The following is a 23,675-nucleotide window of genomic DNA, read 5'->3' as shown; positions in this document are numbered from 1 at the left end:
GCAGGCCCCGTGCCGGGGTGGTCGTCTGCTTCATGCCGCAGTGGCGCCGGGTTGCTCGACTCGCCTGCGCACCGCGGGCCGCAACCTGCGCGCAGGGTCGATGGATGCAGGGGGTCGGATGTAGATCTCCCCGTCGCGGGGCACGATGTCCCAGGTCTTGTCGTGGACTCGATGGTGGCAGTTGGTGCAGAGGAGCACCCCGTTGGAGATGTCCGTCCGGCCGCCGCGCGCCCACCAGTCGATGTGGTGTGTCGCGCACCAGCTGGGCGGTGCTCCGCACATGGCGCAGCCGCCGTCGCGCTCGCCGATGGCGAGCCTCTGTGCCGGGGTGAAGAGTCGCTCGGTCCGCCCGAGGTCGAGCACTTGCCCCGTGGAGCCGAGCACGGCGGGCAGCACGGCGAGGTCGACGGCCATGCGCCGCAGCGATCCGATGCTGACGGGTGCGAGGAGGCCGTCGCAGTCGGCGAGGCCGACGTCTGAGTCGAGCTCCGCCTTCGCCACGCGAACCATGACGGTGGTCGTGACGCCGGTGGCCTGCTCGGAGCATCCGAGTCCGTGCCTCGCGAGGTCCACGAGTGCGTCGAGTCGCATCGCGCCAGCGCCGCGCGGGTCGGCGCTGCGGGGGAGTCCGCGGCGCTTCTGCATCGCGGCGCGCACCTGTTCGTCGAGGAAGGTGACGAGGGGTGCCGCGGAGGTCGCGTCGAGTCGGCCCCGCAACGTCACGGTCCCGTCCTCTTCCGCGTTCACGATGAGGAACCGCTCCTCACGGTGCCTGCGCTCGCGGGCCTCCCATGCGACGGGGTCCGCCGCGGCTCGCGCCGTGAGGCACTTGCGGCGCAGGTCCGTGGGGGTGCTCTCGATGGCGAGGCGCACGAGCAGCGCCTCCAGAGCGTCGGGCTCGGTCCACGCCGCCGACTGATGCGTCGGCGCCCCGGGACCGCCCACGGCCCGAGCCTCCTCGAGCGCCGCCCGCAGGGCCCGGACCTCGTTGAGAGTGCGCGTGATGAGGTGTGACAGCTCGCCGCTGATCGCGCCGCGCGCGGTGGCCTCAGCGACCCGCCGATACACGCCGTCCGCAGCGCCGCGCACTATCGGCGTCGGCGTCGGCGTCGGTGATGGCATCGGCGCTGGCCCGGGTCCCGGCCCAGGCGCAGGACCCAGCCCCGGATCGTCGTCTGTCTCCTCGCCGCCGTCGAGCGTGGGCGAGCACCCAGCCCGACCGTCGGGCGTATTCCGGTCACCCGCCGCGCCACCCTGCGTCGGGCTCGAAGCGTCGTCGCGCGCGTCCTGCCCGTCGAGACTGAACGCTGCCGCTGCCCCGGCGAGCATTCGCCCCACCTCGAGCACCCTGGCGGCCGCCCCGGCGCTCATCCCAGTGAGTCGCGCAATCAGGTGCTGGGCTGTGCGCTGCCCATGCCGGCGCGCGAAGGAGCGCTCGCCCAGCGAGGAGTCGGACCGCACCTCCACCTCGTGCGAGCCCACCGCCCGGTGCGTCCCGCCGAGATGCGCCACGCGGTCTCCGGCACGCACATACTCGACGAGCTCCTGGTCGCTCAGGGAACCGGTGTCGCGGCCGTCGAACCGCTGTAGCTCGCGCGCCGCGGCGATGAGCTCAGCAGTCCCGATGTCCATGCCTCAAGTCAATAGCAAGCCACTGACATTCACCCCAAACTGCCTCAAAGCACACGAATGACTCCCGATGCGGCACTGCCCTCCGTACGTCCAGGCCCCGCAACTTCCCCGCAACCCGCGCCCGCTACCCTCGCGCTCATGCAGCGCACGCGCCGAGGGCTCAAGGTGACCGGCGCGGTTCTGCTCGCGCTCGCGTTCGCTTACCTGGCGGTCGCGGTCCCTGCATTCGTCTTCCCGGCCGCCACGGCGCCGCAGGACATCGAGCGGGCCGATGTGGTCTTTGTGATCGGCCCGCCGGCGGACGCCCGCGTCGACAAGGCGCTCGAGCTGCTCCACCAAGGCACTGCCGACACCCTGATGATCTCCCTGGACCCCGAGGCGACGGCGTATGAGAAGGCGCAGGCGGTCTGCACCTTCGGCGTGGAGGGCGTCACGGTGCTGTGCGCGAGGCCCGAGCCGTTCACCACGCAGGGTGAGGCGCGCTGGCTGCGCACCGAGTCCGAGGCGCGCGGCTGGGACAGTGCCGCCGTGATCACCTTCACCCCGCACCTCACGCGCGCTCGCGCGATCACGGAGCAGTGCTTCGATGGCGAGGTGGCGATGGTGGACTCCGAGCAGGAGCTCGAGCCGTACTACTGGGCGTACATGTTCGCCTACCAGTCGGGGGCGTTCGTGAAGGTGTGGCTCAAGGGCGGCTGCGGCGACGGTTCGGGTCTGACCGACGCGGGGGTCTCCGAGATCGCTCGGTAAACGCCCGACGCCGGGGTCGCCGCCGCTTTTCCCGCACCGAATCGTTTCGGAGGCAAAGGCCCGAGCGCGCAGGGTAAACCCCTGGTAAATCCGTGGACTGTGGGTTTCGGAATACTCGTGCCCGTGCTACCGTTGGAACCAGCAACTCGCACTTGGCAATGTCGGCAGACAGCGGCAAGGGCGAGTTTTTCTTTGTCCCAACGTGGGGCCACCGGGATTCCCGGCCTTCACGTCGAGGCTCCCGGTGCTTCACAGAACACCATATGAAGGAGCACGACAATGATCGGATCGAACGTCTTCTCGATCTTCTACCGCAAGTCCGCCAGCACCAGCTACGCGAACCTGCCCGCCCCCATCCGCGACGAGGTTCTTGCCGCCATGGAGGCCACCTCCCGCACCGACATCCGCTGATCGGTCACCGCGCGCAGCCCGCACGGGGCTGACGCGAGAGGAGCGTCCGGCACGCGAGCCTTCAGGGCCGCACGCCGGGCGCACGGGACCACTGCAAGGTCCGCTGCACATCGACCCCGTCGAGGATGACTCTCGGCGGGGTTTGTCATGTCCGGGGTGCTACTACTCTGGCCGCATGAGGCGCCTCCCCGTGCATGCCGCGCTGGTCGTGGCGGCGTCGGCGCTGTTGCTCGCGGCCTGTGCGCCCGACTACTCGATCGACGAGCCCGTCGACTACGACGGGTACGCCCGGGAGCTCTTCGACCTCACGAACGAGCTGCGCGTGGACGAGGGTCTCGGAACCCTCGAGTGGAACGACTGCCTCGCGCAGATGGCGGAGCCCCGCGCGCAGACGGCCAGCACGCTCGAGTACCTGGAGCATGAGCCGATGACTCCCTCCTGCACCGAGGGCAACATGATTGGCGAGAACCTGGTGCGCGACGAGCGCAATCCCGCTGGTCTCTTCGACCGCTGGGTCAACTCTGCGAGCCACTATCAGAACCTCGTGAACCCGGGCTGGGAGGTCAGCGGCGTCGCGTGCGTGCCGTCAGACCAAGGCCCTACCTGCTCGCAACTGTTCGAGGGCGTCGCGCCGGTGCCGGAGTAGGTCGGCTGCATGCCCGACGCTGGGGCGGGTTCAGCCCCGCAGCGTCTCGGCGTTCTCGCGGTACCAGGCGACGGTGCGCTGCATGCCCTCTTCGAGAGAGATCTGGCTGGTCCAGCCGGCATCGGCGAGCTTGGAGACGTCGAGCAGCTTCTGAGGGGTTCCGTCGGGCTTGGTGGTGTCCCACTCGGTCTCGCCCTCGTAGCCGACGACCTTGGCGATGGTCTCGGCGATCTCCTTGATCGTGACGTCGGAGCCCGAGCCCACGTTGACCTGTGAGGGGCCGTCGTAGTGCTCCATGAGGTGCAGGCACGCGTCGGCCATGTCGTCGGAGTGGAGGAACTCGCGGCGCGGGCTGCCGGTGCCCCAGTTGGTGACCGTCTCCGCACCGGCCTTGACGGCCTCGTCGTAGCGACGGATCAGTGCGGGGAGCACGTGGGACCTGGTGGGGTGGAAGTTGTCGTTGGGCCCGTACAGGTTGGTCGGCATGGCGGAGATCCAGGGGAGGCCATACTGGCGGCGTGCGGCCTGGATGTGCAGGATGCCGGCGATCTTGGCGATGGCGTAGGCGTCGTTGGTGGGCTCGAGGTAGCCGGTGAGCAGCGAGTCCTCGCGCAGCGGCTGCTCCGCGTACTTGGGGTAGATGCAGCTGGAGCCGAGGAACAGGAACCGCTCCACGCCGTGCTCGATCGCTGCGTCGATCACGTTGGCCTGGACTCGCACGTTGTCGGAGAGGAAGTCGACGGGGTAGGTCTTGTTCGCCATGATTCCGCCGACCTTGGCGGCGGCGAGCACCACGTACTTCGGCTTGGTTTCGGCGAAGTGGGCGAACACGGCGTCGCGGTCGGTGAGCTCGAGCTCGGCGTGAGTGCGGCCGATCAGGTTCGTGAAGCCGCCCGCCTCGAGCCGGCGCCAGATCGCGGAACCGACGAGTCCCCGGTGGCCCGCGACGTAGAACGGCGCGGCGCGGTCCAGCGGCCCCGGCGTGTACTCGACGCCGTCCTCCGCGGTCTGTGTGGTCGCGGTGGTGCCGTGCTCTGCAGCGTTCACAAGAACCCCTCGGTTGCCGGGGCGGTCATCTCACGGTTGCGGATAGCCGCCGATCGCACGCCCCCTCATGGTGCGCGTCGGTATCGCCGTCACTATATGTGCCACATGTGACAACAAAGTTGCGGCGACGCGGAATGCGGGTCACGGCGTGAGGAATGCCTCAGCCGCGCACCCACGCCGCGATGTCTCGCACGGCAGCCCGAATCATGGCGTAGCTCTCGTGATACGCGCCCAGGTCCCTCTTGTAGGGGTCCGGCACGTCGGGGATGTCGGCGCCCGCGAGCTCGGGCCGGAAGGCGGCGACAGCGAGCGGGACATCGCTCAGTCGCTCGGCTGGCGTCGAGCCCTCAAGCTTCGCGCCGCGCCGGGCAGTCTCTGCGACCTCCATGAGCGTGAACACCTTGCGCAGCGACGCGGGGTCCGTCTGGGCGGCAAGCGTGCGGTGGTCGCGCGTCATGCACAGCACCAGGTCTGCGGACTTCATGAGGTGGGCATCGAGCTGGCGCGCGCGGTGGCGCGAGCCGTCGATGCCGTCCGCACCGAGCTCGGTGAGCATCTCGCTGGGGATGCCGTGGTCCACCATCGCGTGCGCGCCCGCGCTGACGGAACTGGCGATGTCTCCCAGGTATTCTTCGAGCAGCAGCGCTCCGGCGGGGGAGCGGCAGATGTTGCCGGTGCAGACAGTCAGCAGCGTGGTCATCGTCTCCCCCTAGACGTCAATGCCGGGTGCGCAGTCCACGAACTTGAGGCCCGGGGGACGGCAACGCATGACAACGTACCAGCACGCTTCCGTGCAGAGAAGGCGCGTCTGGCCCTGGGTGGCGGGCGCGTCGGGCCTGGTGCTGCTGGTGCTCGCGGGGCTGTTCGCGTACGACGGCTGGAGGCTCTTGGGCGCCGCGGACGACCTCAAGTCTCACGCCGCCGCGGCGCAGGCGGCGGTCTCCGCACGTGACGCCGATGCGCTGACGGCCGAGGTTGTCGAGGTCCAGGCGGCTGCCGACACTTTTGCGTCCGCGACGAGTGGCCCGCACTGGTGGCTCGCGTCTCAGATTCCGTGGGTCAAGAGCCAGGCCGTGCCGCTGATGCAGGCGGGCGACTCGGTGGAGGCGATGGCCGAGGGTGCGCTCGCGCCGCTGGCCGCGCTGGACGACCTCAGCGCGCTTGAGGCGCCAGCCGTGGTCGATGGTCGCATCGACCCCTACGTGCTCGAGCCGTACCGCGAGACCCTCGCGCTCGCGGCGACCACCCTCGCCGAGCAGTCCGACGCTCTGGCTGAGGTCAGTCTTGGCGGAACCGTGGGCTTCATCCGGGAGCAGTACCTCACGCTCGAGAGCCAATTGGACGACCTCGCTGAGCTCGTCCAGGGCGCGCACGTCGCGGCTGAGGTCCTGCCTGGCATGCTCGGCGGCGAGGGCGAACGTCACTACCTGGTGGTGGTGCAGAACAATGCCGAGCCGCGCACGACCGGTGGCATCCCGGGGGCGTTCATCGAGGTCGTCGTAGTCGACGGAGTGATGCGTATGGGCGAGTACGCCTCTGCCGCCTCGATGGTCAACCACGACGGGGTGCTGGAGCTGACGGACGAGGAGGAGAACATCTTCACTCGGCGTCCGGTGATCTACCCGCAGGACGCGAACCTCACCCCCGAGTTCCCCCGTACCGGCGAGATTGTGAGTGCCTTCTGGCAGGACTCGCACGGCGAGACGCCCGACGCGGTCGTTTCGGTGGACCCCGTGGCGCTCGGCTACATGCTCGAGGGCTCCCCGGCCGTGGAGATCCAGGGGTTTCAGATCACGTCCGACACTCTCGCAGACGTCATGCTCAACGAGGCGTACCTGCGCATCGAGGACCCAGCGGAGCAGGACGCGTTCTTCGCTCAGGCGGCCGCAGTGCTCTTCGCGCAGATCCTCGGTGGAGGAGCGAGTCCGGTGGCTGGCGTGGAACGAGCGATCGAGGATGGCCGCTTCCTGGTCTGGTCTGCGGATGCCGCAGAACAGGAGCTCATCGCGACCACGCCCGTGGGTGGCGCCTTCCTGGAACATGGAGAGCGCCTAGGGGTCTTCCTCAACGATGGCTCGGGCTCGAAGATCGGCTACTACATCGACGAGGACGTCACGGTGACGAATCTCGTGTGCTCAGACGGCTCCGTCTCGGGCCAAACGATCGAGCTCACACTCGTGCATACGTTCGCGGGAAACCCCGAGGCGTTGCCCTGGTATATCTCCGGTGGAGACGTGTACGTGCCCGCGGGTCATTTCCACGCAAATGTGATGATCTACCCCGCGGATGGCTTCAATGTGTCGCACCTGACCCGGGACGGCGAGCGTGGGCCACTTGCAGCGGCGGAACAGGGCGGACGCACTGCCGTCGAAGCATGGGTGGAGCTCGAGCCTGGAGACTCGACCACGCTGGTATTCACTGTGAATGCCATTGGGCGAAATGTCCTGCCCCCAGAAGTGGTGGCAACGCCCGGCAGTTCATCGGAAGTTTACAAATCGGTGATCGACCAGCCCATTGACGGCTGTTAAGGTGAACTCGGAAAACGTGGCGCTGCTGAGGGGTCGCGCCGATGAGGAGGAAACAATGATTCGTCGCACGATCGCTGCGGTTGGTGCCGCGGGCGCGCTTGTCCTGACACCTGCGATCGCCTTCGCGGACACGTACCCGCCTGTGAGCGAGGCGCTCATGTGCGAGGACCTGGAGCTCGCACCCGGTGAGAGCGCCACCTGCTACGTTTATGGTCCCGACGGTGCGCTCGCTGAGGTGACCTTCAGCCACCCGACGGGTACCCCCACCGCGGAGTACGTCGCCGGCTCCACCACGGTGTCCGGTCCGATCACCGGGACCGACGCAGAGTTCCTCGTGACCGCTCCGAACGAGCTCGGCACGATCTCCGTCACCGCGACCGTTGACGGCCAGGCGACCAACGCTGTTGCTATCGCGGTCGTCGCCGATGGCGACAGCCTTCCGCGCACGGGATTCGAGAACGCGGGTCTCGCCATCGGCGCGGGCGCCCTGCTCGTGGGTGGAGCGGCCGCTGTCGCGTTCGCCGCTCGCCGCCGTCGCAACGCGTAGCTCTCACACACGCATCACACGAGAAGCCCCGAGCCGCTGGCTCGGGGCTTCTTCGTCTGCGCCCAGGGACTGCCTAGTTGGCGTACTCCGCGTAGGTGTAGCCGTAACGTCCGTAGCCGTACGCATCGGGTCCGCGCGTCGGAAGCATCGTGAGCACGATCCCGGAGACGGGCGCTCCCACGTTCTCGAGAGCGGCGAGCGCGCTGTCCAACTGGGGCACGTGAGTCTTGCCTGCCGCGCAGATCACCAGCGCGCCACCGACCAGTCGCGCGAGCACAGCAGCGTCCGTGACGGGCAGCAGCGGAGGAGCGTCGTAGAGCACCACGTCGAAGCGGGCGTCGACCTCGCCGATCAGCGTCTCCATCAGGGAGCTGCCGAGCAGCTCGGAGGGGTTCGGCGGGATCTGGCCTGCGGGGAGCAGATGGAGCTCGGTGCGCCCCCACCTCTGGATCGCCTGGTCGAGCGTCACCTTGCCGATCAGTACGTCGGTAAGCCCCACACCGCCTTCGACCGACATGTACTCGGCCATCTTCGGCTTGCGAAGGTCGGCACCCACGAGAAGGACGCGGGCGCCCGAATGTGCGAGTGCGATCGCAAGGTTCGCCGCGGTCGTGGACTTACCCTCGCTCGGCATCGATGACGTGATGACGAACGAACGGTTCTCGCGGCCCAGATCGAGGAACTGCAGGTTCGTGCGCAGCGTGCGGAAGGACTCGCTGCGCGGGCTGTGCGACTCTGCGTGCACGATGAGCGGCCGGTCCTTGGCCTTCGGGTCAAAGACGATGCCACCGAGCACCGGTGTGTCCGTGACGCGCTCGACGTCGCGTTCGTTGCGGATCCGCGAGTCCAGAGTCTCGCGCACGAGGGCGAACGCCATGCCTGCAGCGAGACCGAGCAACAGCCCGAGCGCGGCGTTGAGGTTGAGGTTCGGGCTCGAGGGAGCCGCCGGCACCTCGGCTTCCTGGACGATCGTGAGCGAGACGGGCGAGGCCTCCATCGCGTCGGTCGTCTCGATGTCCTCCACGACCTCGATGAGTTGCCGTGAGGCCTCGGTGGCGAGCGCCGCCGCGAAGACGCGGTCCGAGTCGGTGACGGTGATGTTCATCGTCGCGGAGTTGGTGGGCGACGAGGCGGTGACCTGTCCGCGCAGTTCGCTTACGGACATGTCGAGTCCGAGCGAGTCGATCGTGGGCTGGAGCACGGCCGACGTCGTGACGAGGTCGCGGTACGTCTGCACTCGCTGAAGCGTGAAGGAGCTGCCCTGCTGAAGCTCGGCGGCGCTCGAGGCGCCCGTGGTCGAGACGAAGACCTTGGCAGAGGCGGTGTACATCGGCGTCGCAAGCAGCGAGTAGCCGACCCCCAGGCCGGTGCCGAGGATGGTGAGGATCAGGATGATCCACCAGTTCTTACGGAGGATCCGCAGATAGTCCTGAAGTTCCACGCGTTCCCCTCGTGAATGGCCATGGCGGTCGTGGACCATCCTGCCACGCGGACCCTGCCGGGCGGTGACACGTGTCTGTCACATCGCTTGGGTACGCTTTCCGCATGACGTTAGAGGGGGCGTCGACGCGCGGAGGCGCGTCGACCGAGAGGATGCACGGTCCTCAGGGGTGGGCCCGCAAGTATCGCGTCCGGCTCTTCGTCACGGATCTGTTCGTGCTGGCCGTCGTCATGGTGGGCGCCCACGCAGTTCGCTTCGGCTGGGACCCCTTCACTCCCGTCGCCGGCGCGTCGAGCCCGGCGTACTGGCAGGTCACGGTCGCCGTGGTGATCCTCTGGCTCCTGCAGCTCGGATGGGCGCGTAGTACCGAGCCGCGCATCCTCGGCCATGGGCCGCAGGAGTTCCAGCGAGTGCTCTCCGCCAGTTGGCGCACCTTCGCGTGGATAGCGATCGTCGGGTTCCTCACGCAGTGGCATATCAGCCGCGGGTATCTGATCTTCGCGATTCCGGTAGGAACCGTGGCGCTGCTCTCGTACCGCGGCGTATGGCGCTTGTGGATCCATAGCCAGCGGGAGCGCGGTTGGCTCCAGGCCCAAGTTCTTGTGGTCGGGCCCCTGCGCACCAGCGAGCAGATGGTTCGCAGGCTGAGGTCGTCCCGCCAGGCGGGCTACAACGTCATTGGCGTGTGTCTCCCGTCGACAAGCCGCGGCGAACTGGCGGACGACGTCGACGACGTTCAAGTGGTCGGCACCATCGACGAGGCTGCACGTCTCGCCGAGGAACTCGACGCGGAGTACGTGCTTCTGTCCGGCACCGATGCGATGTCTCTCCGGGAGGCTCGCCAACTGGGGTGGCAGCTCGAGGGTACGGGCATCGGTCTGATCGTCGCGCCCGCGATGGTGGATGTGGCTGGCCCGCGCGTTCTGATGAGCCCTGTCGAGGGGTTGCCGCTTCTTCATGTGGAAGCGCCGGAGTTCAAGGGCGCCAAGGCGCTGGTCAAGGGTGCCTTCGACCGGGCCACTGCCGGCCTCATCCTGCTCGTGGGCCTCGTCCCCATGCTTCTGATCGCATTCGCCATTCGCGCGACAAGCCCGGGTCCAGCTCTCTTCCGCCAGGAGCGAGTCGGCCGAGATCACGAACCGTTTACCATCTACAAATTCCGCTCGATGTACATCGACGCGGAGGCGAGGAAGGCCGCGCTGCTCTCGCAGAACGAGGGCAACGGCGTGCACTTCAAGATGAAGTCTGATCCCCGGGTCACACCCATTGGTGCGTTCCTTCGGCGCTTCTCGCTGGATGAGCTTCCCCAGCTCATCAATGTGCTGAAGGGTGAGATGTCTCTCGTGGGGCCACGACCGCCGTTGGCGTCGGAGGTTGAGCAATGGGACGAGCGCGTGTCGCGCCGTCAGCTCGTGAAGCCGGGGCTCACTGGCCTGTGGCAGGTCAGTGGCCGTTCGGACCTCTCGTGGGATGAGGCAGTCCGGCTCGATCTGTACTACACGGAGAACTGGTCGCTCGCGGGGGACTTCGTGATCATCCTGCGCACTATCGGCGCCGTGCTGTTCGGGCGCGGCGCGTACTGACGGCAGGGTCCGTCAGCGGGCATCCAGTGACGCAATCACTGTGTCCCACGCGGCGAATGCGCCGTCAGCGCTGAGACGCTCCTCGAAGTAGCGGAAGCCGCCTTCGGCGGCACGGGTCGTCATCTCAGGGTCGTCGCGCAGCATCTCGGCTGCCTGAACCAGGCCTTCCGGGTCGCCACTGCGCACCACCGGGCCAGCCCCTGCGGCATTCATGATCGAGGCGACGATGCCCTCGGGATCCGTGGCTGCAATCACGGGCCTGCGTGTCGCGAAGTAGCTCGTGAGCTTGCTCGGCACTGCCATCTCTCGCACTCCGGGCAGCTCGTTGATCAGGAGCGCATCGGCGGCCTGGAGGGTTGCAGTGAACTCCTCGTCCGGCAGCGGGTCCACGAACTCGATGTTCCCGCACCCTGCGGCGCTGGCCTGGAGATGTTCCCGCTCGGCGCCGTCGCCGAGCATGACGAACTTCACCGGCGAGTTCGCCGCCTCGGCGACCTGGGCGGCTGCCACCACGTTGCTGAGTCCCTGCTTCTTGCCCATGTTGCCTGCGTGCAGGACGACGTAGTCGGACTCTGACCAGCCGAGCCGTCTCCGGGTCTCCTCGCGGTCAGTCTCCGCGACGGTGATGTGCGACCAGTTGGGGATCACGGTGATCCTGGAACGCTCGACTCCTAGGTCCTGAACCATGCGGTCCGCCATCGCCGGGTGGATGGCGACCACCGCATCGGCCGAGCGAAGAGTCCACCGCTCCACTGCGGCGGCGATCCGCACCGCGAGACCGCCACCCTCGTCGGTCTCGCTCATGCCCTGTGAGTACAGGTCCTGGACCCACACCACTCGCTTGGAACGTGAGAAGGCCCGGGACCGCGCCATGCACATGGCGCTGGAGAACAGGGCCGGCGTCACGAACACGGTGATCGCGGGCCCCCGCCACGTAGTCGCGGTCTGGTGCAGGCCGAATGTGATCTCAGAGATCAGGCGCTTGAGACCTCGCGGGGGGTTGGGCACCCAGTGGGTCACCCTCGTCACTGCCACGCCAGCGTCCTCCGATGACGCGCGCCAGCCGGGGAATGCGGGGTCGCGGCGCCACTGGGGATAGTGGGGGAAGCCCGTCACGGCATGGACGCTGTGCCCGGCTTGGACGAGGTGGCGCGCGGCAGCGGACGTATACGGTGCAATTCCGGTCGTCTCGGGAGCGAAGTTCAGGCCAAGGAATGTCACGCGAGTCGGCTGGGTCACACGATGAGGATAGACAAGGTGTGACCGATAGACTTCGAGCCCATGAGTGAGGGTGAGAACAAGGGGGCGGACATTCCCGTCATTCCTCTCAAGGATGCGCCAGGGGAGCGCGTGGCCTGGGGTCGGCCAGCAATCGTCGTGTACTTCTGGGGGCTCGTCGAGTGGCTTCTTGTCACGAACGCACTGCAAGTGTCGTCGCGTGTACGGGTCGCGGCGCTCCGTGCCTTCGGCGCCAAGATCGGCAGCGGTGTGATCTACCGGCCGCGCACCCGAGTCAAGTTCCCGTGGAAGCTCGAGATCGGCGATGACTGCTGGATCGGCGAGGGCGTCTGGATCCACAATCAGGACCAGGTGACGATCGGGCACGATGTCGTGATCTCCCAGGAGACCTTCATCACTACCGGCAGCCACGCGCATCGGCGCGACATGGCGCTTGTCACACGCCCGGTCGTAATCGAGCCCGGTGCGTGGATCACAGCGCGGTGCATAGTTACCGGTGGGGTCATGGTTGGGCGGTCGAGCCTGATGTCGCCCGGTTCGGTCGCAAGGAACTCAGTCGAGCCTGGACGTGTCGTTGCTGGCAATCCGGCCCGACCGATTGCCGACCGCGTCGACCGGGGAGGTGCTGGTCACAATGGCGCGTGATCTGATTCCCGTCACTGTCCTTGTGCAGACGAAGAACGAGGAGAACGCGATCCGCTTGTGTCTCGAAGGTCTTGAGGACTTCGACCAAGTGATCGTCGTCGACTCAGACAGCACCGATGCCACGAAAGAGATTGCACGTGGATGCGGCGCAACTGTCGTCAACTTTACTTGGGATGGGCAGTACCCGAAGAAGAAGCAGTGGCAGCTCGAGAATGTGCGGACCCGGAACGACTGGATCCTATTCATCGATTCTGATGAGTTCCCAAGCGAGAGATTGGTCGAAGATATTCGCGTGTTCGTCGAGAAGTCCGGTTCATTCGCTGCTGCAAGCGTGGAGCTCGACTACTACTTCGCCGGACGCATGCTTCGCTTTGGGCACCGAGTGTCCAAGACAATTCTCTTGCGCCGAGGGCATGCATGGTTCGAGCCGGTTGACGACCTTGACGTGCCCGGGATGGGCGAGCTTGAGGGCCACTATCAGCCCAAGTGCGATGGGCCGGTCGCGCGGCTTGGTGGCCGGCTCCGGCACGAAGATGTCGACCCGGTCTCTACGTGGTTCGCACGACACAACCGGTACTCCGACTGGGAGGCGCATGTCGGTGCGCGCGCGAGACGGAGCGACGCTGTCTACTCCAATCGGTCTGCGCAAGGCCGCGCCTTTGCGCGCGCGCCTTTCAAGCCTGTCGCCTTCTTCATCTACAGCTACGTTGTGCGGCTTGGCTTCCTGGACGGCCGCGCTGGATTTGACTATGCCTTTGCGCTGGCCGCCTACTATTGGCAAATCGGTCTCAAGCGGCGCGAGATCGATCGACTCGCCAGGCTCGAGGGGTGATCCAACTGCGCGCTGAGGAATCCAACTTCCGCGTGACACAGATTGTCAACACCCTGGACCGTGCGGATGGCGGTCCGGCACATCACGCATGGCTACTGAACAGAGCGCTCAATCGGAGTGGGCTCGAGGTTTCGCTGTTCCACTTCACGAGGAGCCGCGCTCCGGAACTCGTGACGACAGTTGAGCAATCGGTTGGTGCTACCGGTGCGCCCGATCCAGTCAGAGTTCGTGCGCGGTCGATTCCAGGTCTCATTGCGAGCATCCGGGGCTCTGATGCGGTGATTGTTCACGGCTACTTCCTCTGGTGGGTCCCTCTTGTGGTTGCCGTCGCAAGGGCAGCAGGGGTGCCAGCCGTGCTCATGCCGCACGGGGCGCTCAATTTGTACGAACTTCGGCGCGGCGTTGCACGGAAGAAGGTCTGGAACAGCGTGCTTGGACGATTTGTGTTCCACGCGGTGAAGGGCTTGGCAGTTGCTTCGAACCACGAGGCGGACCAGTTGAGGGTTCTTGCCAGGATCCCGCCCGTAGCGGTAGTCGGAGTGGGGGCGGACGCCGGGGGTGCTCCTAGGCCCCCCAAATCGATCGGGGAGCCCATACGCTTGCTCGCGTTGTCCCGGATTGCCCCCAAGAAACGCATCGATCTCGCAGTCGGTGCCCTCGCCGAGTTGCGAGCGCGAGGCGAGTCCGCGACCCTCACTGTCGCCGGGACTGGCAGCCCTGAGATGATGTCCGAACTGCAGGAACTCGCAAGCGTCCTGGGCGTGTCGTCTCACGTAGCCTTCGTAGGCCACGTTTCGGGTTCCGAGAAGGCTGCTCTGCTTGCATCCGCAGACGTGTTCCTTGCGCCTAGCGAGGACGAGAACTTCGGCATCTCGGTCGCCGAAGCCCTGGTGGCGGGCGTGCCCACTGTCAGCAGCGATGGAGTCGACGCCGCTGGGTTCGTCGCGCACGCCGCGAATAGGGTCGTCGCGCAGCCCACGCCTGTGTCGATTGCCGATGAAGTCCAGGTACTTGCCGACATGTACAGGGACGCGAAGGTGCCTGCGGATCTCCGCGAGTTGGCTGTGCGGGCCTACTCGTGGGATGTCGTTGCAGGACGATGGCGGGTGGTCATCGGAGCCGACCCTGAGACAGACTTTGTGCGAGGCGGCGCGTACCGCTAGCGCGATCCCTCACATCGTTCCAGGACTCTTGAGTACACGGCGGCGAGAGCCGCTTCGACTTGGCCAGCGCTCAGCATCCTCAATGCGCTCTCGTGGTCTGCGTCGAGACGAGGGGAAGATGCGAGGTCGGCGCCGTCCGCGGTCCAGCGGTCGATGGCATCGGCCCACTCCACCGGGTTGCGGCCTGCGACGACGGTTCGTGCTTGGCGCGGAAGATACTCGGCGGCCCCGGTGGTTTCGCGTGCGAGCACGTGCAGTCCGTGGGATGCAGCTTCCAACACGGCGAGGCCGAACGACTCCATCGACGGCGCCAGCATGAATGTTGAGGTTGCGAACAGGTGCTCCAACTCCGCGCGGCCCGCGACACCGACGTAGTCGACTTTGGGCTGTGCGCGTAGCCAGGCGCCGACGGAGGGGTTTGGTATCGGGCCTGCTACGACGAGCCTCTCAACTGATGCCGATCGGCGCGCTGCAGCGACTGCGACGTCGATTCCCTTGTCCGCCGTCACCCTTCCCACATAGAGCGCGACGCCTCGCTCTCGCACCATCCCCTCGGACCTGTGGGTTGCGGCAATCGGGATAGGCACAACCGAGACCTTCTCGCGATCGACGCCATTGCGCACGAGGCTCTCTAGCTGGACTTGTGAGTACGCAAGAACCGCACTCGACTGCTCGTATTCATAGTTGTATACCTCGCGCAGTGGGTCGCGGAATACTCGGTAGGGAAAGTCTGAGATGGGCTCAAGCGGGCGTTCGAAATCGGCGTGGTGTAGATTCCGGCGTTCCATGACGCCAGCGACTCCCGGGTTGCGTGAGAGCAGTGCATGACCGAGCCCCTCCTCGAAATGCACGATCTGGGAGTGCCTGAGCAGGTGTGCGGTTCTGCGTGCGGCCGACGCATTGAGGAGTCGCACCATGGCGGGCGATCGGGGCACACCTATGCGCATCGCGATCGGAGGTATCAACTGGGCGAGCCCGAACACGCGGGCTTGTCCGCGGAATTCGAGCTTGCTGCGGGATCGCCGGGCCATGATCGGCGCTGCGCGGCGCAGGACTGGCAGGCGCGAGGCACGTGCGACCTGGAGGCTCGTGACCTCGAAGCGCCTGAGGAGGGTCACCTCGGAAGCCACAGTCTCCAGCGCTCTGACGACATGGTCGTAGTGGTGGACCCGTGTGGCGACGCCGGCAGTGGGGGCTCCTCTCATGGACTCACCTCTCCGGAACGCATGCGCCTGAGTCCTCTGACGGTGCGGTAGATCTGCAGCGCTACGTAGGGCAGCGCCTGCGCGCCGAAGAAGAGAGCGGCATTGGAAGTCAACTGCAGGTTGAGACTCAGGCCCGTGATCGCCCAAGCGGCAACGAGTGGAGCGTATATCCACCAGCCCCATACCCAGGCCCGAGCCTGGGTGTATGCGTTCAGTGTGTGACCGAGGTTGATCGCCGCATAGCCGCTCGCGACCAGCACGAGTTCGAGTTCGAGTCCACGATACTCGTCCCCCAGAATCCATAGGATCGCTGGGCTAGCGACGATCACGCTCACGATGACGAGTGCAGAGAAGGCGACATAGACAGCGATGCCTCGGGCAATCGCGAGTCCCACCTCTTTGGAGTCTGCCGTGCGTCGTGCGAGCCGTGGGCCGAGTACGTCATTCGCGAGGGAGTTCACGATCACGAAGACCACGCCGAAACGCGAGAAAGCGGAGATCTCCGCGATCACGTCGGGCGTAGACCTGTATGACAGCAAGATCAAGAAGATCTGCTCGCCGGCAATCAGCGTGAGAACTGCGGGTAGAACGGCTCTAAGGTTCCGCCACAGCGGGCGCGTCGGCGCTGTCTCGCCTCGTGGGCCCCACCGCGCGTCTGCGCTAGACAGCACGCGGAACGTCAGCATCGCGCCCAGAGCTGTCACCGCTGTGACAGCCGTGAGCGCCGCAGGCGTCCTCGAGAAGGAGTACGCGACCAGCGCGATCGAGGCAAGTCGCGCTAGCGCCGCCGAGAGTTGTACCCGCCGGAGCACTTCCGTTCGGAGTGTGATCCTGAAGAAGTTGACGTACACGTTCGCCACAAGTTGCGTGGCCAGTGTTGCCACCATGAGCGCGGTCAGCCAAGTGGTCGTAGAGACGGAGGCCCCAGCGGCGTGCAGTTGACTCGCGAGCACGAACGCGGCGACGACGCTCACTAGGGTTCCCCACACCGCACGTTGCCGGAACGCAGCCGCGAATATGGGGCGAAGCGGAGCCTTGGCTTCGAGCCGCTTCGCCCCTTGAGGGAGAAGCGTCGCCTGCAACCCGGAGTCTGCGATCAGGACGGATGCGGAGATCATGGCCGCGGCAAGTGCGTAGTGTGCGTAGTCGGACTTCTCGAGCGAGCGCACCACGACTATTCCGGTCGCAACTCCGACGCCCTGTGTCAAGGTTTGTGCGGCTACATATCGCCCGGCCGGGCCTTGGAGCCGCTCAACCACAGGGCGGGTCACCGTCTGCCTCGCGTGACAGGGGCGGTTCCGGCGCCGGTGCCTTCTACAACGTGCTCTCCTCGGTCGCGGTTGTCCCGAAGATCGATGAGGAGGACTGCCGCAGCAATGCCGATGAAGCCCTGCGTGCTTGGATTCTGGGTAATCTGACCCACGATGAGGGTCGGAAACAGGACAGCGCCGTACGAGTATGCGGCGGCGGGGATCGTGCGCGCGCGCATGAACCAAGTGGAGAGTAGAGCGAGAGATCCGGCAAACACGATGAGCGCCGCGAGCCAACCTAGTGCGCCGAGCTCAAGGGCCCACTTCTGCGTCTCAATCTCCGTCCATTCATGGACTGAGCCGAGCGCGATCCCCACTTGGGAGTGAGTGCCCGCGCCGTCTCCGAGCACAGATTCGACTGACGACGCGAAGGATGTGCCCTGGCGGACCAGCCGGCCAGCCACGTCCTCGGACCGGCTTGCGTCGTCAACTCTCATCGCAAACGAGTCAAGTACGGGCCGGGCGACGGTGAGCACTGTTGCTACTGCGAGAAGCGCTCCTGCCATGAGGACTCCGAGCGCCCGTCGCTCACGTCGCCCGCCGACGAGGACAGCGCGCCAGACTACTGCGGCAACCAGAATCGCGAGATAGATCAGGGCGCTTCGGGATCCCGAGAGGGCGCCGCCGGCGATTGCTAGGCCAAGTCCGATGCCCGCGAATCTGCGTTCCGCTCTGACGTTGCTGGCGAGCAGGAGATACCCGGCCGCGGCAGCAGCAAGCGACAAGAACATCACGAACCCGAGAGGGGCACTGAAAGTTCCGGATGCGCGCACCACGCCGAAGTTGACGAAATAGGCGTCCTCGCCACCGACTTGCTGATTCACCAGTGCGCTTCCTGGGCTCTGCGCCTGGACGAGCGCGAGTGGTACTTCTAGAAGTGAGTAGAGAATGAGCGTTCGGCTGGCGCGCCGAATGAACTCCCCATCGGCGTATGTCAAGGCGAAGAGCGCGAACAGTAGCGGGGCCAGGTAGCTTCGCGCACCAGCAACGAAGAGTGCGGGACCCGTCACGCCGGCTATCGCTTGCACCACGAGGAAGATCGCCAGAGCCCACGTGACGCCCGTGAGCGGCGGTGAGCGCCGCAGCCTCGGTGCGGCTACAAGAACTGCTAGAGCGAAGCCGCCAACGATCAAGGCGTCACGAAAGAAGTAGAGCGGCTGAGCAGTGGTGGGCATCCACTTGCGGAACGCGCCTTCAAGAACCCAGACGTGCACGTACGCGAGTGCAAACCAGCTGCCAAGCCGTTGTCCAGGCGGAGGAAGCGAGCGCTTGGGTGGTTGCTTCCGTGCCGCTCTTGCATTGCTTGCAGCACTCAATGGTCTGGCCGGTCCGCGGCTAGTCGTTCGCTACGGACCGCTTCGATGAGCGAGCGCGCGATCTTTGAGTGCCCCGACGCGTTGGGGTGGAAGTGGTCCGCGAAGAAGTCATCCCACTCTTCGAGGTCGACCGCCACCGTGCGGGCGTCCGTGCCGCTGGCGGCAAGGGCGCGCCAGTACGCGGCCTGTGCCCGTCGGCTTCCCGGAAAGTAGCGCTCGTCGATAGCGGAGGGCTCGACAATCAGCACCACATCGACGTGTTTGCTGACGTTCTCGATCAACTCGGCCATCGACTGTACGTAGGTATCGCGGTCCATGAACTGATAGTCGCTAATGCGGAGTGCAAGATTCTTGATCCGCCAGCGGACCATTGACTCGAGATGCTCTAGGGCGCGTTTCGGTAACCTGCGGGAATAGTAGGGCCGTGGGTCCATCCACCCAACTCTGCGCCAACGGCGCGGCAGGAACCGGAGAGTGGACGGGTCGGGACGCAGTATCGGCTCGGTGACGCCGTGTGCGATGACCGCGACCTCCCCATTGACAGGATTGGCTCGAAAGGCCTCGAGGGACTGCCTGCAAGTCCAGCCCGTGTGGCTGAAGTCCTCGAGTTTCAGACCGAGCGCGTTCGCGGCCAGCGCGCTGTAGCGAAGGGATCCGACTCCAAGTCCTTCGCAGATCGAGTCCCCAAAGGCGAGCAGACTCTGACGTGGTTCGGTCATATGGTGTTGCCCTCTCTGCGACTGGACCCCTCCAGCCGAGAACAGTCTAGGCAGACCCTACATGCGGGGATGTGGCCGAGGACACGTGTAGGCGTCGGTCGAATGCGATCCTCGGTCGGTCGAAGTGGGCCCTGCGCGTACCCTTGTCTGGCGGAGGTGAGGTCGGCGACCGCCAACTGGGCGAGTGGTGGTGTGCGCCGTGCGCATGGAGACTGTGAGCCCGGGCAGTGCCATTTCGCCCGACGATGCTTGGCTCCTGCTGAGCGCAGTCGCGGCACACGTCGCGGAAACGGCGGGTGTGCGCGCTCTCATTCTCAAGGGTCCGGTGCTTTCGGAGTTCGGCCTGCGCAGCGAGCGGCAGAGCTATGACCTTGACGTTCTTGTGCCGAGAGATGAGCTCAGCGACTTCCTTGTGGCTATGCGGAAGGCAGGGTTCCACAACACCGACTCCGACGACATCTGGCACGACCTTGCATCCCACTCGGTTGGCCTCGCTAGTGCTGCGTTCCCATTGTCAGTAGATGCGCACTACGACTTTCCCGGCCTCCTGGGAGACCAGGCTGAGTGGTTCGACAGTCTTTGGCGCGACCGGGTGTTCGTTGAGGTCGCGGGAGTGTCGTGTAGCGTGCCGTCGCCTTCTGACTCAGTGATCCTCATGGCACTCCACGACCTCAGGACTCCCGTTACTCATCGGTTGGCTTCCGATTCTCTACGGGACCTCGCATCACGCGTGTCAAGTGGTTCCTGCGCGGCCACCACCGACGAGGTAATTGCGTCTGCGGCGCGACTTAGGGCATTGGGCTCAGCGGGGAGATTCCTTGCTCAGTTGGCGGAGGGTGTCGCTGCTCCCCACCTTGAGGTGCCGCGGACGCGACTCTTCTTGTGGCGAGTTCGTGTGGCCCTGGGCGGGCGACTGCTCGGAGTTGCGCTCGAGCGGATCGCGCTCACGGGGCCGCGGCGGGGCGTCTTACTGCTGGCGCGCGCGGTGTGGCCTTCGGCGGATGACATTCGCGGGGCGCTACCCCCGAATGCGCGAGGAACTGGGACCTTGGCGGGGTACAGGCTAATGAGGCTCGTACGGGGCGTCACGACCGGAGGCCGCAAAGCAAGGCGGCAGCGCTCGGCGGACACGATCCGTGCCCGGCAGGGGCACGAGCGAGGTGTGTTGAGGGCGGGAGAACGTGGTGAGGCAAGCTAGCGGTCTGGCAAGACTTGAACGCCCCGCGTCGGTCGTCCTGCTGAATCTTCCGTGCATCGAGGAGCAGCAGTCCCCCTACGTCTTCGAAGGCCCCTCCTTCGAGATCTGGACCCGCATCGACGGCACGCGCACCGAGGAGCACATCGTCGACGAGCTGGTCGAGGCGTATGGCGCTCCGCGCGAGCAGATCGCGCACGACGTCCACGAGTTCCTTGCCGAGCTGCTGCGTCTGGGGCTGATCGTGGACGACGACGAGTCCGATGGCGAGGGCGAGGCCGCGCCGCACATAGACTGACGGCACGAATTCTGGCCGAGTCGCTGTGAGGGAGGCGGGCTGAATGGAGCTCGAGGACTACCTGCGCATCGTTCGTGCGCATTGGGTTGCCATCCTGCTCCTGACCGCGCTCGGCGCCGGGGCGGCCTTCGGCTACGCGTCGATCCAGCCCAAGGTGTACACCTCGTCCGGCTCGGCGATCGTCACGACGGGTGGGTCGAGCTCGTTGGGTGACGCCCTCGTCGGCGACAACTATGCGAAGTCTCGCGTGAAGTCCTATCTGGACATCGCGAAGTCACGGCAGGTCGCAGAGATCGCCGCGGAGCAACTCGGCCTGACCGCCTCGCCCGACTCGCTCGTCGGGCGGGTGTCCGTCTCCAACCCGACTGACACCGCGGTGCTGCGGGTGAGCGCGACCGGGTCCGCGCCCGAGGAGGCGCAGGCGCTGACCGAGGCGTGGATCTTCGGCATGACAGAGGTGGTCGCGGGTATCGAGACCTCTGACGGCTCCGACACGATCGTCGCGCTCCAGACGCTCGACACTGCGTCTCTGCCGGGCGCTCCGTCGTCGCCGAACACCAAGCTGTATGTCGCGTTGGGCGTGCTGCTGGGCCTCGCGCTCGGCATCGCGTACGCGCTCATCAAGGCTGCGCTCGACCGACGCCTGCGGACCCCGGCGGACGTCGAGCGGGAGTTCGAGCTCGCAGTGCTGGGAGCGCTTCCGTACGACGACTCGATCGCCAGGAAGGGCGCAGGCAAGGCCGTCACCGACAACGCGATGGTCGAGGCGATCCGCCAGGTGCGCACCAACCTTGAGTTCATGGACGTGGACAACCCGCCGCGCGTCATCGTCATCACCTCGTCGCTGCCCGGCGACGGTAAGTCCACCACCTCCATCAAGCTCGCCGAGGCGATCGCGGACTCCGGCCGCAACGTCGTCCTGATCGATGCGGACCTGCGCCGCCCCACCATCGCCAAGGCGTTGGGGCTGGTGGAGGGCGTCGGGCTCACCGACGTGCTCGTGGGCCGCGCGCAGTCCGCTGACGTGATTCAGTCCTATGGGCGCACGGGCCTTCTCCACGTCCTCGGCGCAGGGGCCATCCCGCCAAATCCTTCGGAGCTGCTCGGCTCCCAGGCCATGCACTCGCTGCTGTACTCGTTCCACGAGGACGCGATCGTGCTCGTCGACTCTCCGCCGCTCATCCCCGTCACCGACGCCGCGATCCTCACCGCCCGCACCGACGGTGCGCTCGTCGTGGCGCGCGCCGGCAAGACGACGATCGACCTCCTGGACCGCGCGCTCGCGAACCTCGACCGCGTGAAGGGACGTGCGCTCGGGGTGATCCTCGACGGCGTCAGCCGCAAGGGCCCGGACTCGCAGCTCTACGGCTACGGCTACGAGTACACGCCCGGCAAGCTCACCCGCGCGGAGGCGCGCGCCGCCAAGGCGGCTGCCCGCAAGGCTGCGAAGGACGCGTAGAGGTTCGCATGCCGACCGGAGCCGGCGTTGCCTTCCGCGTGCTCATCGTCGACGACCTCAACATCGGCCGTGGGCCCATCGGCGAGCGCCTGCTGCGCCGCAGCCTGGGCGCCAACGCCATCCCCGCGTCGGCCATTCGCGTCACCAGCGCCGGCCTCGACGCACGGGACGGCGCGAAGCTCCACCCCGAGGCGGCCCGCCTCATCGTCGCGCACGGCGGCAACGCCGACGGGTTCATCGCCAGATCCCTCAGTCCCGAGATCGTCGCCACCACCGATGTGTTCCTGACCGGCACCTCCCAGATCCGCGACGAGCTCGTTCGCCGTTTCCCACGCACCGCACGACGCGCCTTCAGCATGTCCGAGCTCGCCGAGCTCTATCAGGGTGCGATCGAGATTGCAGCCCCTCTCCACGAGCACCCGCTCATCCTCGACCGGATGCGCCGCGGCCGCACGATCGCGGAGAACTGGGACCTGCCGTCGATCGAGGACGCCGACGCTCGGCGCGACGTCATTGCCGAGCGCATCTCCGAGACGGCCGCCTGGGCTGCGGACCTGTGGAGCGCGCTGCTACCTCAGCCCGCGCACGCCGCCGAAGCGCGGCCCGTCGGCGAGCACTTCTTGCTGGATGCCTTCGGGGTGCGCATGGAAGTGAACTGCACGGGAAGCGGGGCGCGTGCTCTGAGTGCAGCAACCCGCCGGGCGTGGAGTCGATGCCTGATGCCCGCCTCGACCGAGACTCAGCACGAAGACGTGATCGAGCTGTGCGTAGACCCCAGCCCGACCGTGCTCGCCACAGCGCGTTCTCGTGGAGCGCTCGCCTACCCGGACGTGGAGCAGGCGCTGCATTACCTGTCGTCCGCAGTGACGGTGCGCGCGATCGATGCGCGCGCGGGGCGGCTCCTGATGTTGCACGCGAGTGCGGTGGCGTCTCGCGAGGGCGATGTGGTGGGCTTCGTCGCCCCCTCAGGCACGGGCAAGACGACGCTCTCGCGCATCCTGGGCGCGCACTACGGATATGTCACGGACGAGACGCTCGCGATCGCGGGGGACCGCGTGGTGCCGTACCCCAAGCCGCTGTCCGTGATCACCGAGTCGCACCACGGCATCAAGCTCCAGTGGAGTCCCGACTCGCTCGACCTCGCGCTGCCCGGCCGCGATCTGCGGCTCGCGCGGCTCGTGCTGCTCGACCGGCGGCCCGACGGCCCCGACGAGCCGTACCTCGAGGAGCTGCCACACCTGCGAGGCATCGCGGAGCTGGCCGAGCAGACCTCCTACCTGCCGCGCCTGGCGCGGAAGCTCCACACCCTGTCCGACACCGTCGAGATGGTCGGCGGTCTCACCCGCCTCGTGTACCGCGAGGCCGCGACCGTGCTGCCCCTCATGCCGGAACTGCTGGGGGAGCGATGACCGACCCGCGCGCGAGCGACCTCCTCTCGACGACCATCATCTCGACCTGCTACGACGACGCGCTCGCGCGCGACGGAGAGTTGCTGGTACTCGCTGGCGACGAAGTCGTGCTGCTGTCGCCGCTCGCCTCAGAGCTGGTGTGGTCCGCGCGTCATGGTGCGACTCTTGCCGAGACAGTGGCTCACCTCATGAGTACTTTCGGCGCGCCCGAGGGCGCGGATCCTGAAGCGATGGTGCGCGACTTGGTGATCGAGCTCGCGGCTCGGGGCGTCCTCGAGCTGCGCTGACCCAAGCCGCGCC

Annotated in this window: 23 protein-coding genes; 14 read left to right on the top strand and 9 right to left on the bottom strand. The window is 66.5% G+C overall.

The features are described 5' to 3' along the window. Positions 1-30: 30 nt before the first annotated feature. Positions 31-1,632, bottom strand: coding sequence for an HNH endonuclease signature motif containing protein (locus B7K21_RS09665; RefSeq protein WP_084075223.1), 1,602 nt, complete (start codon positions 1,630-1,632; stop codon positions 31-33). A gap of 138 nt (positions 1,633-1,770) precedes the next feature. Between B7K21_RS09665 and B7K21_RS09660 the strand changes: the two genes are divergently transcribed. From B7K21_RS09660 to B7K21_RS09655, 3 genes are all read left to right on the top strand, one after another. After that, positions 1,771-2,382, top strand: a complete 612-nt coding sequence (locus tag B7K21_RS09660; protein ID WP_159448475.1) for an ElyC/SanA/YdcF family protein — start codon at positions 1,771-1,773, stop codon at positions 2,380-2,382. Positions 2,383-2,661: 279 nt separating this feature from the next. Continuing rightward, positions 2,662-2,793 carry a hypothetical protein gene (locus tag B7K21_RS12875; protein WP_255373764.1) on the top strand — a complete coding sequence of 44 codons (132 nt, stop codon included), beginning with the start codon at positions 2,662-2,664 and terminating at the stop codon, positions 2,791-2,793. A 175-nt stretch (positions 2,794-2,968) separates the two neighbouring features. Next, positions 2,969-3,439 (top strand): CAP domain-containing protein, encoded by a 471-nt coding sequence (locus B7K21_RS09655; protein ID WP_084075221.1) that lies wholly within the window; start codon positions 2,969-2,971, stop codon positions 3,437-3,439. 30 nt (positions 3,440-3,469) lie between these two features. On the opposite strand, the gene B7K21_RS09650 is transcribed toward B7K21_RS09655, so the two are convergent. Together B7K21_RS09650 and B7K21_RS09645 are read right to left on the bottom strand one after the other, a co-directional pair. Continuing rightward, on the bottom strand, positions 3,470-4,486 hold the full coding sequence (locus tag B7K21_RS09650; protein ID WP_084075220.1) for a GDP-L-fucose synthase: 1,017 nt from the start codon (positions 4,484-4,486) through the stop codon (positions 3,470-3,472). Between the two features lie 160 nt (positions 4,487-4,646). Beyond that, a complete protein-coding gene (locus B7K21_RS09645; RefSeq protein WP_084075219.1) occupies positions 4,647-5,186 on the bottom strand; it encodes a hypothetical protein in 540 nt (179 codons plus the stop codon). 67 nt (positions 5,187-5,253) lie between these two features. Here B7K21_RS09645 and B7K21_RS09640 point away from each other — a divergent pair, with 67 nt between their 5' ends. Together B7K21_RS09640 and B7K21_RS12840 are read left to right on the top strand one after the other, a co-directional pair. Continuing rightward, positions 5,254-7,014 (top strand): DUF4012 domain-containing protein, encoded by a 1,761-nt coding sequence (locus B7K21_RS09640; protein WP_144016165.1) that lies wholly within the window; start codon positions 5,254-5,256, stop codon positions 7,012-7,014. A 55-nt stretch (positions 7,015-7,069) separates the two neighbouring features. Continuing rightward, a complete protein-coding gene (locus B7K21_RS12840) occupies positions 7,070-7,561 on the top strand; it encodes an LPXTG cell wall anchor domain-containing protein (protein WP_084075217.1) in 492 nt (163 codons plus the stop codon). 73 nt (positions 7,562-7,634) lie between these two features. On the opposite strand, the gene B7K21_RS09630 is transcribed toward B7K21_RS12840, so the two are convergent. Next, positions 7,635-9,002, bottom strand: coding sequence for a polysaccharide biosynthesis tyrosine autokinase (locus tag B7K21_RS09630; protein ID WP_084075216.1), 1,368 nt, complete (start codon positions 9,000-9,002; stop codon positions 7,635-7,637). Between the two features lie 104 nt (positions 9,003-9,106). On the opposite strand from B7K21_RS09630, the gene B7K21_RS09625 reads away from it, so the two are divergent. Continuing rightward, on the top strand, positions 9,107-10,585 hold the full coding sequence (locus B7K21_RS09625; RefSeq protein WP_084075215.1) for a sugar transferase: 1,479 nt from the start codon (positions 9,107-9,109) through the stop codon (positions 10,583-10,585). 12 nt (positions 10,586-10,597) lie between these two features. Here B7K21_RS09625 and B7K21_RS09620 read toward each other — a convergent pair whose 3' ends face one another. Continuing rightward, positions 10,598-11,824 (bottom strand): glycosyltransferase family 4 protein, encoded by a 1,227-nt coding sequence (locus tag B7K21_RS09620; RefSeq protein WP_159448474.1) that lies wholly within the window; start codon positions 11,822-11,824, stop codon positions 10,598-10,600. Positions 11,825-11,866: 42 nt separating this feature from the next. On the opposite strand from B7K21_RS09620, the gene B7K21_RS09615 reads away from it, so the two are divergent. Genes B7K21_RS09615 through B7K21_RS09605 form a run of 3 tightly spaced genes read left to right on the top strand, consistent with a single transcriptional unit; the run spans position 11,867 to position 14,464 of the window. Beyond that, positions 11,867-12,469: an acetyltransferase gene (locus B7K21_RS09615; RefSeq protein ID WP_144016163.1), complete on the top strand. Its 603-nt coding sequence runs from the start codon at positions 11,867-11,869 to the stop codon at positions 12,467-12,469. Further along, positions 12,459-13,301: a glycosyltransferase family 2 protein gene (locus tag B7K21_RS09610; RefSeq protein ID WP_084075481.1), complete on the top strand. Its 843-nt coding sequence runs from the start codon at positions 12,459-12,461 to the stop codon at positions 13,299-13,301. The genes B7K21_RS09615 and B7K21_RS09610 overlap by 11 nt, the downstream gene beginning before the upstream one ends. Continuing rightward, positions 13,298-14,464: a glycosyltransferase gene (locus B7K21_RS09605; protein ID WP_159448473.1), complete on the top strand. Its 1,167-nt coding sequence runs from the start codon at positions 13,298-13,300 to the stop codon at positions 14,462-14,464. The genes B7K21_RS09610 and B7K21_RS09605 overlap by 4 nt, the downstream gene beginning before the upstream one ends. Here B7K21_RS09605 and B7K21_RS12615 read toward each other — a convergent pair. The 4 genes from B7K21_RS12615 to B7K21_RS09585 form a co-directional block, all read right to left on the bottom strand. Next, entirely contained in the window at positions 14,461-15,381 is a 921-nt protein-coding gene (locus B7K21_RS12615) for a glycosyltransferase (protein ID WP_159448472.1), read from the bottom strand. The genes B7K21_RS09605 and B7K21_RS12615 overlap by 4 nt on opposite strands. Before the next feature lie 284 nt (positions 15,382-15,665). Then, positions 15,666-16,877, bottom strand: coding sequence for a lipopolysaccharide biosynthesis protein (locus B7K21_RS12610; protein WP_159448471.1), 1,212 nt, complete (start codon positions 16,875-16,877; stop codon positions 15,666-15,668). A 59-nt stretch (positions 16,878-16,936) separates the two neighbouring features. Further along, on the bottom strand, positions 16,937-18,193 hold the full coding sequence (locus B7K21_RS09590; protein WP_144016162.1) for a hypothetical protein: 1,257 nt from the start codon (positions 18,191-18,193) through the stop codon (positions 16,937-16,939). 98 nt (positions 18,194-18,291) lie between these two features. Continuing rightward, the gene (locus B7K21_RS09585) at positions 18,292-19,014 is read right to left on the bottom strand and encodes a GDSL-type esterase/lipase family protein (RefSeq protein ID WP_084075209.1); all 723 of its coding nucleotides are present in this window, start codon (positions 19,012-19,014) and stop codon (positions 18,292-18,294) included. A 205-nt stretch (positions 19,015-19,219) separates the two neighbouring features. Between B7K21_RS09585 and B7K21_RS12930 the strand changes: the two genes are divergently transcribed. From B7K21_RS12930 to B7K21_RS09560, 5 genes are read left to right on the top strand one after another with little or no spacing between them, the layout of a single operon-like run. Then, positions 19,220-20,212: a nucleotidyltransferase family protein gene (locus B7K21_RS12930; RefSeq protein WP_144016161.1), complete on the top strand. Its 993-nt coding sequence runs from the start codon at positions 19,220-19,222 to the stop codon at positions 20,210-20,212. Next, positions 20,199-20,507, top strand: a complete 309-nt coding sequence (locus tag B7K21_RS09575; protein ID WP_159448470.1) for a PqqD family protein — start codon at positions 20,199-20,201, stop codon at positions 20,505-20,507. Before B7K21_RS12930 ends, B7K21_RS09575 begins: the two co-directional genes overlap by 14 nt. Positions 20,508-20,550: 43 nt before the next feature. Continuing rightward, on the top strand, positions 20,551-21,966 hold the full coding sequence (locus tag B7K21_RS09570; protein ID WP_084075206.1) for a polysaccharide biosynthesis tyrosine autokinase: 1,416 nt from the start codon (positions 20,551-20,553) through the stop codon (positions 21,964-21,966). Positions 21,967-21,974: 8 nt separating this feature from the next. Further along, positions 21,975-23,375, top strand: a complete 1,401-nt coding sequence (locus tag B7K21_RS09565; protein WP_084075205.1) for a hypothetical protein — start codon at positions 21,975-21,977, stop codon at positions 23,373-23,375. Then, positions 23,372-23,662 carry a hypothetical protein gene (locus B7K21_RS09560; RefSeq protein ID WP_084075204.1) on the top strand — a complete coding sequence of 97 codons (291 nt, stop codon included), beginning with the start codon at positions 23,372-23,374 and terminating at the stop codon, positions 23,660-23,662. Before B7K21_RS09565 ends, B7K21_RS09560 begins: the two co-directional genes overlap by 4 nt. Positions 23,663-23,675: the final 13 nt, after the last annotated feature.

The organism is Demequina sp. NBRC 110052, from assembly GCF_002090075.1.
Classification (GTDB): Bacteria; Actinomycetota; Actinomycetes; order Actinomycetales; family Demequinaceae; genus Demequina.
This window is presented reverse-complemented; position numbering and strand designations above follow the sequence as displayed.